Source organism: Gilliamella sp. BG3, from assembly GCF_046635605.1.
Taxonomy (GTDB): Bacteria; Pseudomonadota; Gammaproteobacteria; order Enterobacterales; family Orbaceae; genus Gilliamella; species Gilliamella bombi.
In genome coordinates this window covers 118808-133488 of the sequence record NZ_JBIDFE010000004.1, presented here as the reverse complement: position 1 = coordinate 133488, position 14681 = coordinate 118808, and the positions used below count along the sequence as shown (strand labels likewise).

Below are 14681 nucleotides of genomic sequence, written 5' to 3'. Positions count from 1 at the left end.
AGTGTACGATGGCGAAACTGCATGATTACTACAAAGCACAGGTAGTAAATAAACTGCAAGAACAGTTTGGCTACAAATCTGTCATGCAAGTCCCTCGGATCGAAAAGATCACCTTGAATATGGGTGTGGGTGAAGCAATTACTGATAAGAAATTATTAGATAATGCTGTTGCAGATTTAGCTGCAATCAGTGGTCAAAAACCACTAGTCACTAAAGCACGCAAATCAGTTGCTGGTTTTAAAATCCGTCAAGGGTATCCTATTGGTTGTAAAGTCACTTTACGTGGCGAACGTATGTGGGAATTTTTTGAGCGTCTAGTTTATATTGCCCTTCCTCGTACTCGAGATTTTCGCGGTTTAAGCGCAAAATCTTTTGATGGTCGTGGCAACTATAGCATGGGTGTTCGTGAGCAAATCGTTTTCCCTGAAATCGATTATGACAAAGTTGATCGTGTTCGTGGTTTAGATATTACTATCACCACTACTGCACAATCAGATGAAGAAGGCCGAGCTTTATTATCTGCCTTTAACTTCCCATTTCGTAAGTAAGGTAGGGCATAATGGCTAAACAATCAATGATTGAACGCGATAAGAAACGCGTAAAGCTAGCAGAAAAATATTTTGCAAAGCGTCAAGAATTAAAAGCGATTATCTCTGATCTTAATGCATCAGATGAAGATCGTTGGAATGCAGTGCTTAAATTGCAAACGCTTCCTCGTGATTCTAGTCCATCACGTCAACGTCGTCGTTGTCGTCAAACTGGTCGTCCTCATGGCGTCCTTCGTAAGTTTGGTTTAAGCCGTATTAAGGTTCGTGAGTCAGCCATGCGTGGTGAGATTCCTGGTCTTAAAAAGGCAAGTTGGTAATCAGGGGAGTGTTATAGATGAGCATGCAAGATCCTATAGCAGATATGTTGACCCGTATTCGTAATGGTCAATCTGCGAATAAAGTTGCAGTCACCATGCCTTCCTCTAAGCTAAAAGTGGCAATTGCCAATGTGCTAAAAGAAGAAGGTTATATTGGGGACTTTAAAGTTGTTGGTGACACTAAGCCGGAACTGGAAATTACTTTAAAATATTTCCAAGGTAAAGCTGTTGTAGAAAGTATCAAACGTGTTAGCCGTCCAGGTTTACGTATTTATAAACGTAAAGATGAATTGCCGAAAGTTATGGCAGGATTAGGTATCGCAGTTGTTTCTACTTCTAAAGGTGTTATGACTGATCGTGCAGCACGCCAAGCAGGTCTTGGTGGTGAAATTATCTGCTACGTAGCGTAAGGGAGAAAAGAATGTCTCGTGTTGCAAAAGCACCTGTCGTTGTTCCTGCTGGCGTAGAGGTAAAACTCAATGGTCAGGTAATTACGATTAAAGGTAAAAATGGCGAATTATCTCGCACAATAAATAATGCTGTTGTGATTAATCAAGAAGAAGGACAAATTAAATTTGCTCCTCGTGTTGGTTTTGCAGATGCTTGGGCTCAAGCTGGAACTGCGCGTGCTTTGATTAATTCAATGGTTATTGGTGTTACTGAAGGTTTTACTAAAAAACTTCAGCTAGTTGGTGTCGGTTATCGTGCACAAGTGAAAGGTAATACAATTAGTTTATCTCTTGGATATTCACATCCAATTGAACATCAATTACCTGCAGGTGTAACAGCTGAGTGTCCATCTCAAACTGAAATCGTATTAAAAAGTACTGATAAACAGTTAATCGGGCAAGTAGCTGCTGATATCCGTGCTTATCGTCGTCCTGAACCTTATAAAGGTAAAGGTGTTCGTTACGCAGATGAAGTTGTGCGTACTAAAGAAGCTAAGAAAAAGTAAGGTAACACTATGGATAAGAAATCAGCTCGTATCCGTCGTGCAACTAAAGCGCGTCGCAAGATGCATGAACTACTTGCAACTCGCTTGGTAGTTCACCGCACTCCGCGTCATATTTATGCGCAGATTATCGCACCAAACGGATCAGAAGTACTGGCAGCCGCTTCTACATTAGAAAAAGCTATCAGTGAAAGTTTAAAATACACAGGAAACAAAGACGCTGCAGCTGCAGTTGGTAAAGCAATTGCTGAACGTGCGTTAGCAAAAGATATCAAAGAAGTTTCATTTGATCGTTCAGGTTTCCAATATCATGGTCGAGTTCAGGCGCTAGCAGATGCTGCTCGCGAAGCTGGCCTACAGTTCTAAGGTAGGAGTTAAAGATGTCAAACATCGAAAAACAAGCTGGTGAACTGCAGGAAAAACTAATCGCAGTTAACCGAGTTTCTAAAACTGTAAAAGGTGGTCGTATTTTTAGTTTTTCTGCACTAACAGTTGTTGGTGACGGTAATGGCCGCGTAGGTTTTGGATATGGTAAAGCACGTGAAGTGCCAGCAGCAATCCAAAAAGCAATGGAAAAAGCACGTCGCAATATGATTAATGTTGCTTTAAATAACGATACTTTACAGCATCCTGTTAAAGGTGCTCACACAGGCTCTCGTGTTTATATGCAACCAGCATCAGAAGGTACTGGTATTATCGCCGGTGGTGCGATGCGTGCAGTTTTAGAAGTTGCTGGAGTTCGTAACGTTCTAGCTAAAGCATATGGTTCTACTAACCCAATTAATGTGGTTCGTGCAACTATTGATGGCTTAGAAAGTATGAAATCACCAGAAATGGTTGCTGCTAAACGTGGTAAAACCGTCGAAGAAATTTTGGGGTAATTAACCATGGCAAAAACAATTAAAATTACACAAACTCGTAGTTCTATAGGTCGTCTGCCTAAGCATAAAGCGACATTAGTAGGTCTAGGATTACGTCGTATTGGTCATACTGTTGAGCGCGAGGATACTCCTGCAATTCGTGGTATGGTAAACCAAGTTTATTACATGGTTAAAGTGGAGGAGTAATAGTAATGCGTTTAAATACTTTATCTCCTGCTGAAGGTTCAAAGCATGCACCAAAACGTCTGGGTCGAGGAATCGGTTCAGGATTAGGTAAAACTGGTACTCGTGGTATTAAAGGTCAAAAATCTCGTTCAGGTGGTGGCGTTCGTCGCGGCTTTGAAGGTGGTCAAATGCCTTTATATCGTCGTTTACCAAAATTTGGTTTTACCTCACGTAAAGCTCAAGTTACAGCTCAAGTTCGTCTTTCAGATTTGATGAAAGTCGAAGGCGATATTGTTGACCTAAATAGCTTAAAAGTTGCAAATGTGATTAATTCACATATCGAATATGCAAAAATCATGTTATCTGGAGAAGTAACCAAACCAGTAACTATTCGCGGTATTCGAGTAACTAAAGGTGCTAAAGCTGCAATTGAAGCTGCTGGCGGAAAAATTGAGGAATAATTAGAAAGATGGCAAAGCAACCAGGATTAGATTTTCAAAGTACACGGGGCGGTAGTGGTGAGCTTAAAAGACGCTTGATGTTTGTGCTTTTAGCGCTTATTGTTTTTCGTCTTGGTTCTTATATTCCGGTTCCTGGTATTGATACAAAAGCGTTATCGGACTTATTAACAATAGCATCGTCAAACGGTATTGTTGGTATGTTCAATATGTTCTCTGGTGGTGCTTTAAGCCGTGCTTCAATTTTTGCATTAGGGATAATGCCTTATATTTCCGCATCAATTATCGTGCAGTTATTAACGGCAATTAGCCCTAAGTTAGCAGAATTGAAGAAAGAAGGTGAATCAGGTCGTAAAAAAATTAGTCAGTACACTCGTTATGGCACACTTGCTTTAGCAATAGTACAGGCTATTGGTATTTCAACTGGTTTACCAAATATTCCTGGTTATGAACATGTTGTAATTAATCCAGGATTTTCTTTCTATTTTATCGCATCGGTTAGCTTAGTTACTGGCACTATGTTTCTTATGTGGTTGGGCGAACAAATCACCGAACGAGGTGTAGGTAATGGTATTTCTATCATTATCTTTGCTGGTATTGTGGCAAGTCTTCCTCATGCTATTTATGAAACACTTGAACAAGCTCGCTCTGGTTCATTGCATCCGATTTTATTATTGGTTGTTGCTGCATTAGTGGTTGGTGTAACTTATTTTGTTGTATTTGTTGAACGTGGTCAGCGACGAATTGTTGTTAACTATGCGCAACGACAACAAGGTCGTCGTGTTTACGCAGCACAAAGTACACACTTACCATTAAAGATTAATATGGCAGGAGTTATTCCAGCGATATTTGCCTCGACAATTGCTATGTTACCATCAATGATGGCTTCTTGGTTCCAAGGAGATGGTGAAGGATGGAGATATTTTATTGTACTTATCGGTCAATACTTCAATCATGATCAACCGTTATACATAATCTTTTTTGCTGCGGCGATTATCTTCTTTTGTTTCTTCTATACAGCATTGGTTTTTAACCCAAGAGAAACAGCAGATCAGCTAAAAAAATCTGGTGCATTTATTCCAGGTATCCGTCCAGGTGAACAAACATCTAAGTATATTGACAAGGTAATGACTCGTTTAACGCTAATTGGCGCAATCTACATTACTTTTGTATGTTTGGTTCCAATGTTTATGACAAGCGCAATGAAGGTTCCAGTTCAATTTGGTGGGACATCGTTATTAATTGTTGTTGTTGTAATCATGGATTTTATGGCACAAGTACAGACTTTAATGATGCCAAATCGTTATGAGTCAGTGTTAAAGAAAGCGAATCTTAAAGGCTATGGCCGATAAGTTAGCCAGAAGTTACGGAGAAAAAAATGAAAGTTCGTGCTTCAGTCAAGAAATTATGCAGAAATTGTAAAATCATTAAACGTAATGGCATCGTTCGTGTTATTTGCGTTGAAGGTAAACACAAACAACGTCAAGGTTAATTTATTTAACTGGAAAGTTGAGCTTTTGCATATTTTTCTTGCCAAAGTATAGTAAAGCTGGCTAGAATAGCCAGCCTAGATTTATTTGTAAATTCACTGTTTGAGTATCCTGAAAACGGGCTTTTCAGTATGGTGAATTTGCTAAACATTAACAATAAAGGAGTGCATAGTGGCCCGTATAGCAGGCATTAACATTCCTGATCAACAACATGCTGTAATTGCTTTACAAGCAATTTATGGTATTGGAAATACTCGAGCTAAGACAATTTGTGCTGAAGCTGGTATTCCTGAACATGTTAAGATCAGAGAACTATCTGAAGATCAGATTGAAAAGTTACGTGAACAAGTCGCTAAATTCACTGTTGAAGGTGATTTACGCCGAGAAGTAACTATGAGTATCAAGCGTTTATTAGACCTTGGTTGTTATCGTGGCATGCGTCACCGTCGTGGACTTCCTGTTCGCGGTCAACGCACAAAGACTAACGCTCGTACCCGTAAGGGACCGCGTAAGCCAATCAAGAAATAATTGAGGTATAATTAAATGGCAAAGACACCTGTTCGTACACGTAAACGTGTAAAAAAGCAAGTTTCTGATGGTATAGCTCATATTCATGCATCATTCAACAATACAATCGTAACTATTACCGATCGTCAAGGTAATGCGTTAGGTTGGGCAACCGCTGGTGGTTCTGGTTTCCGTGGCTCTCGTAAATCAACTCCTTTTGCAGCTCAAGTGGCCGCAGAACGTTGTGCTGAAGCTGTCAAAGATTACGGAATTAAGAATCTGGAAGTTATGGTAAAAGGACCTGGTCCTGGTCGTGAGTCAACAATTCGTGCATTAAATGCAGCGGGTTATCGCATCACTAACATTACTGATGTTACTCCGATTCCTCATAACGGTTGTCGTCCACCAAAGAAACGTCGTGTTTAATTTTTTAAACATTGAATGTTTAGGATTATTGGAGAAATAAAATGGCAAGATATTTGGGACCAAAACTCAAATTAAGTCGTCGTGAAGGTACAGATTTATTCCTTAAATCTGGTGTCCGAGCGATTGATAGTAAATGTAAATTAGAACAAGCTCCTGGACAACATGGTGCGCGTAAACCGCGTTTATCAGATTATGGTGTTCAGTTACGTGAAAAGCAAAAAGTTAGACGTATTTATGGAATTTTAGAACGTCAATTCCGTAATTACTACAAAAGCGCAGCTCGAATTAAAGGCAATACCGGTGAAAACCTACTTGGTCTTTTAGAACGTCGCTTAGATAACGTTGTTTATCGCATGGGATTTGGTGCAACTCGTGCTGAAGCTCGTCAATTAGTTAGTCATAAAGCTGTTCTTGTTAATGGTCGTGTTGTGAATATTGCATCTTATCAAGTTTCACCTGAAGATGTGATTAGTGTTCGCGAAAAATCAAAAAAACAAGCACGTATTAAAGCCGCTTTAGAGCTAGCTGAACAACGTGAAAAACCAACATGGTTAGAAGTTGATGCTAGCAAAATGGAAGGTGTATTTAAACGCTTACCAGAACGTTCAGATTTATCTGCTGATATCAACGAACATTTGATCGTCGAACTTTACTCTAAGTAAAGTTTAGCACTTAAGAGAGGACATAATGCAGGGTTCTGTAACAGAGTTTTTAAAACCTCACCTAGTTGATGTTGTTCAATACAGCCAAACACATGCTAAAGTGACTTTAGAGCCACTAGAACGTGGTTTTGGCCATACTTTAGGTAATGCACTACGCCGCATTTTATTATCATCTATGCCGGGATATGCAGTAACCGAAGTTGAAATTGACGGTGTTCTGCATGAGTACAGTACTAAAGAAGGCGTTCAAGAAGATGTACTTGATATTCTGCTTAATTTAAAAAAATTAGCAGTACGTGTACATACGAAAGATGATGTTATGCTGACTTTAAACAAATCGGGCATAGGTGCAGTAACAGCATCTGATATCACTCATGATGGTGATGTTGAAATTGTTAATCCTGATTTAGTGATTTGTCATCTTACTGATGCCAATGCTTCAATTAGTATGCGTATTCGTGTACAACGAGGACGTGGTTATGTCCCTGCTTCTGCTCGCGTTAAGTCAGAAGATGAAGAACGACCAATCGGTCGTCTGTTAGTTGACGCATGTTATAGCCCTGTAGAGCGCATTGCATATTCTGTTGATGCTGCTCGTGTGGAACAACGTACGGATTTAGATAAACTTGTTATCGATATGGAAACTAATGGTACTATCGATCCAGAAGAATCTATTCGTCGTGCATCAACTATTTTGGCTGAACAACTTGAAGCTTTCGTTGATTTACGAGATGTACGTCAACCAGAAGTTAAAGAAGATAAACCGGAATTTGATCCAATCCTTTTACGTCCAGTAGATGATTTGGAATTAACTGTTCGGTCTGCTAATTGCTTAAAGGCAGAAGCAGTTCATTATATTGGTGATTTAGTACAACGTACCGAAGTTGAGTTACTTAAAACCCCTAATCTTGGTAAGAAATCACTTACTGAAATTAAGGACGTGCTCGCATCTCGTGGTTTATCTTTAGGCATGCGTCTTGAGAATTGGCCACCAGCAAGTATTGTTGAAGACTAAGATAAAATTTATATAAGAAGGATAAAGTTATGCGCCATCGTAAAAGTGGTCGTCAACTGAACCGAAATAGCAGCCATCGTCAAGCAATGTTTCGTAACATGACAAGTTCACTTGTTGAACATGAAATCATCAAAACTACATTGCCTAAAGCAAAAGAGTTGCGTCGTGTTGTTGAACCGTTAATTACGCTAGCCAAAAGCGATAGCGTAGCTAATCGCCGTCTGGCTTTTGCTCGTATCCGTGATAAAGATACAGTTAAAAAATTATTTTCAGATTTAGGTCCACGTTTTGCTACCCGTCCTGGCGGTTATGTACGTATTTTAAAATGTGGTTTCCGTGATGGAGATAATGCTCCAATGGCTTATATTGAATTAGTTGATCGTCCTGCAGTAGAAGAAGCAGCATCAGCTGAATAATAATAAATCATTGTGTATTAAAACCGGCTATATGCCGGTTTTTTATTTATGTTTACTATATTTGAAAACTCAAATTACTAACTTTAGTTAAAATTAGTTAAAAACTAAAAGAGATCAAGACAAAATTATTAAATAAATAATTGTTAACAACAGTTATTTACCTCATAAATACAATTAATAGTGAGGTGGTGGTGTTTCTTCAGATAAATTAGCAATGTTTGAAGGTTGTGTTGCCTGTAGTTTTTGAGACAATAACGTCAATTGTTCTTTTAATTTGCTAACATCAGCTTGAAGGTTAGTTACCATTTGATTAAGTTCTTCAATGGTGATTTCTTGAAAAGCTACTTTGGTTTCAAGTAATTCTAATTGCTGGTTCATAAAATAAATTCATATATAGATTAGTTGATTAAATTACATTGTAAGTAAAAATAGCTACGAAATCCATCCATGCTCTGCAAAAGAGAAATATTCACCTTTACCTATAACAATATGATCTATGACTCGAATATCAACCAATTCACAAACTTCTTCTATTTTTTGTGTAAGATGGCGATCTGCCTGACTAGGTTTTGCCACACCTGAAGGATGATTATGAGCTAGAATCAATGCGGCTGCGTTATGTTGTAATGCTCGTCTAACAACTTCTCTTGGGTGGACTTCAACACAATTATAGGTACCGACAAACATATCTTCTGATGCTATGACGCGATTTTGATTATCTAAAAAAATAACCATAAAAACTTCACGATCTTTATTAGCCAATCGACTAGCTAAATAGTGATGTGTCAAAGATGACGATGTCAAAAAATTATCGGTAGTCATTTTAACTTTTAAATATCTATAAGAAAGTTCAACAACTGCTTTCAATTGTGTATATTTAGCCGTTCCCAATCCTTTCTTCTTGCAAAAATCACTATGGCTTGCATTAATTAAATTATAAAAAGAACCAAACTCATTTAATAGCTTTTGTGACAGTTCCAAAACAGGCAAATCTCGAGTGCCAGTGCGTAAAAAAAGAGCAAGTAATTCAGTATCACTGAGTGCTTCAACGCCAAATTTTAAAAGCTTTTCACGCGGCATTAATGCTATTGGTTGTGAAGGCATAGTTGCAGATCCCAATAATCGTAAAATAAAGATTATTAAAGGAAAAATTAGCAAAGCAAAATGATAATTTAAAATATTGGGAGTTGTTTCACAACTTATTAAGCAAAAACACAAAACAGAAGTAAATAAAAAGCGCTATATAGCGCTTTTAAAATTTAATTTAAATTAATTAAGAATTAGTGACAACCGCAGCCACCATGGCCACCGCCACAGCAGCCTGTGTTTTCATCATCTTCGTCTTCATGAGAATGACCACCACAGCCACAACCGCCATGTCCGTGATCATGACCATGCTCACCATGAATATGCCCGTGAGCAATTTCATCTTCAGTAGCTTCACGAATAGCCAATACTTCAACGTTAAATTGTAAATCTTGTCCAGCTAACATATGGTTTCCATCAATAGTGATGGTATCGCCATCGATAGCGGTGATTTCAACGGGTAAAGAACCATGCTCGGTATCAGCAAAAAATCGCATACCGACTTCAAGTTCATCTACACCAACAAAAACGTCACGAGGAACATTTTGTACAAGAGCATCATTAAAATCCCCGTAAGCATTAATTAGCTCAACGTCAAATTTGTCGCCAACTTGGTGACCATCTAATGCGTTCTCAAGATCTTGTAGCAAGTTACCTGCACCATGTAAATATTCTAATGGCGCTGTCGTAGTTGCTTCATCAACTAAAACACCGTCTTTAGTGCGAACTTGGTATGCTAAACTAACCACTGTATTTTTTGCTATTTTCATTTTTTCTCCAACAAACTTTTATTGAGCAAATTACATTAGATTTTAACGGAAAAAAGAGTATAAGTATTCTAAATTTTATATTTTTGTTCAAAACTTACCAAAAAATAAAATAAAAAAGGCGCAAACATTTATGGTTTAGCGCCTTTTTCACACACACTGAGAGCAGCTTATTTAAGTTCTAATTCATTCATCGCAGCGATGCTAAATCCACCGTCAACGTGAATGACTTCACCTGTAATACCTGATGCTAAATCTGAACATAAAAATGCTGCTGAATTACCCACATCTTCGGTTGTCACAGTGCGACGGATTGGTGTTACTGATTCACAGTGAGATAACATTTTTTTGAAATCTTTAATACCCGATGCCGCCAGTGTACGAATAGGGCCTGCTGAAATTGCATTAACACGGACACCTTCAGGCCCCATAGCATTTGCCATATAACGCACATTTGCTTCTAGTGAGGCTTTAGCTAGTCCCATTACATTATAGTTAGGGATTGCACGCTCAGCACCAAGATAAGAAAGTGTCACTAATGCTGAATTTGGATTTAGCATTGAACGACATGCCTTAGCCATAGCAACGAAGCTATAAGAGCTAATATCGTGAGCAATAGCAAAACCTTCACGGGTAACAGCATTAACATAATCGCCATCTAATTGATCACCTGGTGCGAAAGCAATAGCATGAACAAAACCATCAAATTTATCCCAAGTTTTTGCAAGTTCAGAAAATAGTTCAGAGATGCTTTCATCATGAGCAACATCGCAAGGTAAAACGATTTTAGAACCAAAATCAGCGGCAAACTCTTCAACGCGTGTTTTTAATTTATCATTTTGGTAAGTAAAAGCGAGTTCAGCGCCTTCACGATGCATTGCTTGTGCAATACCGTAAGCAATTGAACGATTACTTGCAACACCCGTAACGAGTATACGTTTACCTGTTAAAAATCCCATAAATTATTCCTCTAATTTTCACTATATAGTCTAGGATGATGACGATTATATGTTGATCAAGCCAACTTCGCCACTATAAATTTATTTTCGTTGATAGGTTTTTATTTTATTGTCTAAAATAAATGATTGTTTACCATATTAATATCCTACTATAATAGTCAATTATTGTTTTTTTATAGGAGGTACCAATTTGAATAATTTAGTTTGTTACAAAACATTGCCTATTTGGAATGCTGATACATTACCTGCGTTGTTGCGTCAAAAGCATAATACCCAAATTGGTACATGGGCGAAGTTAGAAATTTTAAAAGGAAGTATTGGTTTTGAAATGTTAACCGAACAAGGCGAAGTGATTACTAAGCATTGTTTTGATACTCAGCAGCAACCGCCATTTATATTGCCACAGCAATGGCACCGTATAGCCGAAATATCAGATGACTTACAGTGCCAGTTAGCATTTTACTGTTTGCCTGAGGATTATACTCAAAAAAAATACCAAATGACCAAAACCCACTCCGAGGTAATTAACGCAACAAAGATTATCCAAACAGGAAAGGCATTGGATTTAGGTTGTGGTTCAGGTCGTAATTCACTTTACTTGCAGTTACAAGGCTTTGATGTTACCGCGATTGATAAATCAGAGCTCAGTATTGGAAACTTACAAAAAATCATTAATGATGATAACCTTAAGCACATTAATGCAATGGTTTACGATATCAATCAAGCAAATTTACCGGGCGAATATGATTTTATTTTTTCGACTGTTGTCATGATGTTTTTACAACCCGAAAGAATTCCAGCTATTATTAATAACATGCAAAAAATGACCAAATCAGGGGGATATAATTTAATTGTCAGCGCCATGTCTACGCCTGATTACCCTTGCTCTGTTGGGTTTTCATTTACTTTTAAAGAAAACGAATTGCGCCAATATTACCAAGATTGGGAAATACTAAAATATAATGAAGATGTTGGACAATTGCATAAAACGGATATACATGGAAACAGAATCAAATTAAGGTTTGCAACCTTATTGGCTAAAAAACGATAACGATTACAGGATATAGCATCCTGTAATTTTATACATTAATCGATTAACGTGTATTTAATTTTTCGCCGACCGTAAACCAAGCCTTGCGTGAGTTTAACAAATCTTGGGCAGACATCGGTTTTTTCCCAGCAGGTTGCAAAAGTATCATATTCAATGCGCCGTTGCTGGTTGCAATACAAATGCCATTTTTATTGGCTTGCAAAATTGTGCCAGCCGTCTGTTTTGAATCCATTTTTACCACATGGGCTTGCCATACTTTTACAGGCTCACCATTAACCTCAAAATAACTCACTGGCCATGGGTTAAAAGCCCGAACGCAACGTTCAAGTTGCACGGCAGGCAAATTCCAATCAAGTTTAGCTTCCTGTTTTGACAGCTTTTCGGCATAGGTTGCTTGCGCCTCATCTTGTTTTTCAGGTTGGATTTTTCCTTCAGTGATTAACTCTAATGTATCAAGCAAGCCTTGGGGACCGAGTTTTGCGAGTTTCTCATACAGTGATGCGCTAGTATCGGATTGCTCAATAGGACAGGTAAGCTTATAAAGCATATCACCCGTATCAAGCCCTGCATCCATCTGCATAATGGTAATGCCTGTTTCTTCATCGCCTGCCCAACATGCACGTTGAATTGGCGCAGCACCTCGCCAACGGGGTAATAACGAACCATGCACATTTAAGCAACCTAATCTAGGTATACCAAGTACAGCTTGTGGCAAAATAAGTCCATAAGCAACAACAACCATAATGTCAGCATTTAATTCAGCAATGATTTTTTGATTTTCTTCGGATTTAAGCGTTGCTGGTTGATAAACAGGAATATTATGCTCAACAGCTAATTGTTTAACAGGGCTTGCTGTTAATTTATTACCACGACCTGCAGGGCGATCTGGTTGCGTAAAAACAGCAATTACATTATGGCGTGAGTTAATAAGAGCTTTTAAATGAGTTGCAGCAAAATCGGGTGTACCTGCAAAAATAATATTTAAAGGTTTAGTTGCATGTGGCATAAGCGTTATGTCCATAATCAAAAATTTATCTGAATTATACCCGAAATTTTAGTGAGAATCTTTAATCAAAAAAACTCATGGATATGATAAACATCTTTAGTTGGTATAAATATTGATAATATTTATATACATTAGGTTATGTTGTGTAATTATCCCTCTAATTTAATACGATTAAACGTTACAAATGATTTCAGAAAAAACGCTTTATGGGTTTCTAGCGAATTATTTTAATCGATGAGATCCTTATCTTGCATCATGTTAGGCATAGTTATATTATGGCTATAATGCAATATTATTTAAGGAATAAATTATGTTAAAATCAATTGATCCAACAACAACCCAATCTTGGAAATCCCTTCAAGCTAGTTACGAAAAACACCACAATAAAACCATTGCACAAATTCTGAAAGAAGAACCAAAACGTGTTGAAAAGCTTACTATTCCTTTTGAAGAAGAGTTTTTGGTTGATTTATCTAAAAATAGAGTGACACAAGAGACGCTAGAGTTGCTTTATAAGCTAGCTGATGAATGCGATCTAATTGGTGCTACTAAAGCCATGTATAGTGGTGAAAAGATTAATCGTACAGAAAATCGAGCTGTATTACATGTTGCATTACGTAATGTATCAAATACACCAATTTATGTTGATGGTAAGAATGTGATGGATGATGTTAATACTGTCTTAGCTAAGATGGAATCATTCAGTAAAAAAATCATTAATGGTGAATGGAAAGGATACGCTGGTAAAGCCATTACTGATGTGGTCAATATTGGTATTGGTGGTTCGGATCTAGGGCCAGTAATGATTACCGAAGCACTACGACCTTACAAAAACCACTTGAACATGCATTTCGTATCAAATGTAGATGGCACACATATCGTTGAAGCGTTAAAAGGCTTAAATCCTGAAACTACTTTATTTTTGGTTGCATCCAAAACTTTTACCACTCAAGAAACTATGACAAATGCACAAACAGCACGAGCATGGTTACTTGATGCTGCTAAAGATGATAAAGCAGTTGCTTTGCACTTTGTTGCACTTTCAACTAATGCTAAAGAAGTTGAAAAATTTGGTATTGATACAGCTAATATGTTTGAATTTTGGGATTGGGTTGGTGGACGTTATTCATCTTGGTCGGCAATTGGCTTATCGATTGTTTTATCAATTGGTTTTGATAACTTCAAACAATTTTTAGCTGGTGGCCATGCGATGGATAAGCACTTCCAAAACGCACCAATTGATAAAAATATTCCAACGTTACTGGCATTAATTGGTATTTGGTACAATAATTTTTGTGGTGCTGAAACTGAAGCTATTTTACCATATGATCAGTACATGCACCGTTTTGCGGCTTATTTCCAACAAGGAAATATGGAGTCAAATGGTAAAAGTGTCGATCGCAACGGTAATAAAACACCTTACACAACAGGTCCAATTATTTGGGGCGAACCAGGAACCAATGGTCAACATGCATTTTATCAATTAATTCACCAGGGTACTAAACTCATCCCTTGTGATTTTATTGCGCCAGCAATAAGCCATAATCCAGTTGGAGATCATCACCCAAAATTATTATCTAACTTTTTTGCTCAAACTGAAGCTTTAGCTTTTGGTAAAACAAGAGAACAGGTCGAGCAAGAGTTCATAGCTGCAGGAAAAAATCTTGATGAAGTGAAATCTGTTGTACCATTTAAAGTATTTGAAGGTAATAAACCAACTAATTCAATATTAGTGAAAAAAATTACACCTTATACTCTTGGTGCCTTAGTTGCGATGTATGAGCATAAAATCTTTACTCAAGGAGTTATTCTTAATATATTTAGTTTTGATCAATGGGGTGTTGAACTTGGTAAACAACTTGCTGGACGTATTTTACCTGAATTAGCAGATGATAAACCAGTTAGCTCTCACGATGATTCAACCAATAGCTTAATCAACCAATACAAAAAATGGCGTTAAGTATTATTAAAAAAG

At 37.7% G+C, this 14681-nt stretch carries 22 protein-coding genes; 17 read left to right on the top strand and 5 right to left on the bottom strand.

Going from position 1 to position 14681, the window contains the following annotated elements; translation table 11 throughout:
- Positions 1 to 8: 8 nt before the first annotated feature.
- The 15 genes from rplE to rplQ all read left to right on the top strand — a co-directional run bounded on the left by rplE (position 9) and on the right by rplQ (position 7837).
- Entirely contained in the window at positions 9 to 548 is a 540-nt protein-coding gene (rplE, locus tag ACGH6S_RS03215) for a 50S ribosomal protein L5 (protein ID WP_025314394.1), read from the top strand.
- A gap of 11 nt (positions 549 to 559) precedes the next feature.
- Entirely contained in the window at positions 560 to 865 is a 306-nt protein-coding gene (gene rpsN / locus ACGH6S_RS03210; RefSeq protein WP_025314395.1) for a 30S ribosomal protein S14, read from the top strand.
- A gap of 17 nt (positions 866 to 882) precedes the next feature.
- The gene (gene rpsH, locus ACGH6S_RS03205) at positions 883 to 1275 is read left to right on the top strand and encodes a 30S ribosomal protein S8 (RefSeq protein ID WP_034911147.1); all 393 of its coding nucleotides are present in this window, start codon (positions 883 to 885) and stop codon (positions 1273 to 1275) included.
- An 11-nt stretch (positions 1276 to 1286) separates the two neighbouring features.
- The gene (gene rplF, locus ACGH6S_RS03200; RefSeq protein ID WP_174799327.1) at positions 1287 to 1820 is read left to right on the top strand and encodes a 50S ribosomal protein L6; all 534 of its coding nucleotides are present in this window, start codon (positions 1287 to 1289) and stop codon (positions 1818 to 1820) included.
- Positions 1821 to 1829: 9 nt separating this feature from the next.
- The gene (gene rplR, locus ACGH6S_RS03195; RefSeq protein ID WP_025314398.1) at positions 1830 to 2183 is read left to right on the top strand and encodes a 50S ribosomal protein L18; all 354 of its coding nucleotides are present in this window, start codon (positions 1830 to 1832) and stop codon (positions 2181 to 2183) included.
- Between the two features lie 14 nt (positions 2184 to 2197).
- The gene (gene rpsE, locus ACGH6S_RS03190) at positions 2198 to 2698 is read left to right on the top strand and encodes a 30S ribosomal protein S5 (RefSeq protein WP_034911141.1); all 501 of its coding nucleotides are present in this window, start codon (positions 2198 to 2200) and stop codon (positions 2696 to 2698) included.
- Between the two features lie 6 nt (positions 2699 to 2704).
- Complete coding sequence (rpmD, locus tag ACGH6S_RS03185) at positions 2705 to 2884, top strand: 50S ribosomal protein L30 (protein ID WP_025314400.1); 180 nt, start codon at positions 2705 to 2707, stop codon at positions 2882 to 2884.
- Positions 2885 to 2889: 5 nt separating this feature from the next.
- Positions 2890 to 3324 (top strand): 50S ribosomal protein L15, encoded by a 435-nt coding sequence (rplO, locus tag ACGH6S_RS03180; RefSeq protein ID WP_174799328.1) that lies wholly within the window; start codon positions 2890 to 2892, stop codon positions 3322 to 3324.
- A gap of 8 nt (positions 3325 to 3332) precedes the next feature.
- On the top strand, positions 3333 to 4673 hold the full coding sequence (gene secY, locus ACGH6S_RS03175) for a preprotein translocase subunit SecY (protein ID WP_174799329.1): 1341 nt from the start codon (positions 3333 to 3335) through the stop codon (positions 4671 to 4673).
- A 26-nt stretch (positions 4674 to 4699) separates the two neighbouring features.
- Positions 4700 to 4813, top strand: coding sequence for a 50S ribosomal protein L36 (rpmJ, locus tag ACGH6S_RS03170; RefSeq protein ID WP_025314403.1), 114 nt, complete (start codon positions 4700 to 4702; stop codon positions 4811 to 4813).
- A 169-nt stretch (positions 4814 to 4982) separates the two neighbouring features.
- Positions 4983 to 5339 (top strand): 30S ribosomal protein S13, encoded by a 357-nt coding sequence (gene rpsM, locus ACGH6S_RS03165; RefSeq protein WP_025314404.1) that lies wholly within the window; start codon positions 4983 to 4985, stop codon positions 5337 to 5339.
- Between the two features lie 15 nt (positions 5340 to 5354).
- Positions 5355 to 5744 (top strand): 30S ribosomal protein S11, encoded by a 390-nt coding sequence (rpsK, locus tag ACGH6S_RS03160; protein WP_025314405.1) that lies wholly within the window; start codon positions 5355 to 5357, stop codon positions 5742 to 5744.
- A 41-nt stretch (positions 5745 to 5785) separates the two neighbouring features.
- The gene (gene rpsD / locus ACGH6S_RS03155; protein ID WP_034911134.1) at positions 5786 to 6406 is read left to right on the top strand and encodes a 30S ribosomal protein S4; all 621 of its coding nucleotides are present in this window, start codon (positions 5786 to 5788) and stop codon (positions 6404 to 6406) included.
- A 25-nt stretch (positions 6407 to 6431) separates the two neighbouring features.
- Positions 6432 to 7421, top strand: coding sequence for a DNA-directed RNA polymerase subunit alpha (locus tag ACGH6S_RS03150; RefSeq protein ID WP_034911133.1), 990 nt, complete (start codon positions 6432 to 6434; stop codon positions 7419 to 7421).
- A gap of 29 nt (positions 7422 to 7450) precedes the next feature.
- Positions 7451 to 7837: a 50S ribosomal protein L17 gene (gene rplQ / locus ACGH6S_RS03145; RefSeq protein WP_065589720.1), complete on the top strand. Its 387-nt coding sequence runs from the start codon at positions 7451 to 7453 to the stop codon at positions 7835 to 7837.
- Between the two features lie 174 nt (positions 7838 to 8011).
- Here the strand turns inward: rplQ and ACGH6S_RS03140 are convergent, their stop codons facing one another.
- From ACGH6S_RS03140 to fabI, 4 genes are all read right to left on the bottom strand, one after another.
- Complete coding sequence (locus ACGH6S_RS03140; protein ID WP_034911129.1) at positions 8012 to 8215, bottom strand: SlyX family protein; 204 nt, start codon at positions 8213 to 8215, stop codon at positions 8012 to 8014.
- 54 nt (positions 8216 to 8269) lie between these two features.
- Entirely contained in the window at positions 8270 to 8941 is a 672-nt protein-coding gene (gene radC / locus ACGH6S_RS03135) for a RadC family protein (RefSeq protein ID WP_065589719.1), read from the bottom strand.
- A gap of 176 nt (positions 8942 to 9117) precedes the next feature.
- A complete protein-coding gene (gene slyD, locus ACGH6S_RS03130) occupies positions 9118 to 9693 on the bottom strand; it encodes a peptidylprolyl isomerase (protein ID WP_085166009.1) in 576 nt (191 codons plus the stop codon).
- A gap of 167 nt (positions 9694 to 9860) precedes the next feature.
- A complete protein-coding gene (gene fabI / locus ACGH6S_RS03125; RefSeq protein ID WP_034911124.1) occupies positions 9861 to 10649 on the bottom strand; it encodes an enoyl-ACP reductase FabI in 789 nt (262 codons plus the stop codon).
- A 190-nt stretch (positions 10650 to 10839) separates the two neighbouring features.
- Here fabI and tehB point away from each other — a divergent pair, with 190 nt between their 5' ends.
- On the top strand, positions 10840 to 11700 hold the full coding sequence (tehB, locus tag ACGH6S_RS03120; RefSeq protein ID WP_174799330.1) for an SAM-dependent methyltransferase TehB: 861 nt from the start codon (positions 10840 to 10842) through the stop codon (positions 11698 to 11700).
- Between the two features lie 43 nt (positions 11701 to 11743).
- Here tehB and fmt read toward each other — a convergent pair whose 3' ends face one another.
- Complete coding sequence (gene fmt / locus ACGH6S_RS03115) at positions 11744 to 12706, bottom strand: methionyl-tRNA formyltransferase (RefSeq protein ID WP_174799331.1); 963 nt, start codon at positions 12704 to 12706, stop codon at positions 11744 to 11746.
- A 310-nt stretch (positions 12707 to 13016) separates the two neighbouring features.
- Here fmt and pgi point away from each other — a divergent pair, with 310 nt between their 5' ends.
- On the top strand, positions 13017 to 14666 hold the full coding sequence (gene pgi / locus ACGH6S_RS03110) for a glucose-6-phosphate isomerase (protein WP_296318059.1): 1650 nt from the start codon (positions 13017 to 13019) through the stop codon (positions 14664 to 14666).
- Positions 14667 to 14681: the final 15 nt, after the last annotated feature.

Excerpts from the sequence above, each read along its gene's own strand:
- rplE (WP_025314394.1), top strand. The coding sequence starts at position 9 with ATGGCGAAACTGCATGATTACTACAAAGCACAGGTAGTAAATAAACTG.
- rpsN (WP_025314395.1), top strand. The coding sequence starts at position 560 with ATGGCTAAACAATCAATGATTGAACGCGATAAGAAACGCGTAAAGCTA.
- rpsH (WP_034911147.1), top strand. The coding sequence starts at position 883 with ATGAGCATGCAAGATCCTATAGCAGATATGTTGACCCGTATTCGTAAT.
- rplF (WP_174799327.1), top strand. The coding sequence starts at position 1,287 with ATGTCTCGTGTTGCAAAAGCACCTGTCGTTGTTCCTGCTGGCGTAGAG.
- rplR (WP_025314398.1), top strand. The coding sequence starts at position 1,830 with ATGGATAAGAAATCAGCTCGTATCCGTCGTGCAACTAAAGCGCGTCGC.
- rpsE (WP_034911141.1), top strand. The coding sequence starts at position 2,198 with ATGTCAAACATCGAAAAACAAGCTGGTGAACTGCAGGAAAAACTAATC.
- rpmD (WP_025314400.1), top strand. The coding sequence starts at position 2,705 with ATGGCAAAAACAATTAAAATTACACAAACTCGTAGTTCTATAGGTCGT.
- rplO (WP_174799328.1), top strand. The coding sequence starts at position 2,890 with ATGCGTTTAAATACTTTATCTCCTGCTGAAGGTTCAAAGCATGCACCA.
- secY (WP_174799329.1), top strand. The coding sequence starts at position 3,333 with ATGGCAAAGCAACCAGGATTAGATTTTCAAAGTACACGGGGCGGTAGT.
- rpmJ (WP_025314403.1), top strand. The coding sequence starts at position 4,700 with ATGAAAGTTCGTGCTTCAGTCAAGAAATTATGCAGAAATTGTAAAATC.
- rpsK (WP_025314405.1), top strand. The coding sequence starts at position 5,355 with ATGGCAAAGACACCTGTTCGTACACGTAAACGTGTAAAAAAGCAAGTT.
- rpsD (WP_034911134.1), top strand. The coding sequence starts at position 5,786 with ATGGCAAGATATTTGGGACCAAAACTCAAATTAAGTCGTCGTGAAGGT.
- ACGH6S_RS03150 (WP_034911133.1), top strand. The coding sequence starts at position 6,432 with ATGCAGGGTTCTGTAACAGAGTTTTTAAAACCTCACCTAGTTGATGTT.
- rplQ (WP_065589720.1), top strand. The coding sequence starts at position 7,451 with ATGCGCCATCGTAAAAGTGGTCGTCAACTGAACCGAAATAGCAGCCAT.
- ACGH6S_RS03140 (WP_034911129.1), bottom strand. The coding sequence starts at position 8,215 with ATGAACCAGCAATTAGAATTACTTGAAACCAAAGTAGCTTTTCAAGAA.
- radC (WP_065589719.1), bottom strand. The coding sequence starts at position 8,941 with ATGCCTTCACAACCAATAGCATTAATGCCGCGTGAAAAGCTTTTAAAA.
- slyD (WP_085166009.1), bottom strand. The coding sequence starts at position 9,693 with ATGAAAATAGCAAAAAATACAGTGGTTAGTTTAGCATACCAAGTTCGC.
- fabI (WP_034911124.1), bottom strand. The coding sequence starts at position 10,649 with ATGGGATTTTTAACAGGTAAACGTATACTCGTTACGGGTGTTGCAAGT.
- fmt (WP_174799331.1), bottom strand. The coding sequence starts at position 12,706 with ATGCCACATGCAACTAAACCTTTAAATATTATTTTTGCAGGTACACCC.
- pgi (WP_296318059.1), top strand. The coding sequence starts at position 13,017 with ATGTTAAAATCAATTGATCCAACAACAACCCAATCTTGGAAATCCCTT.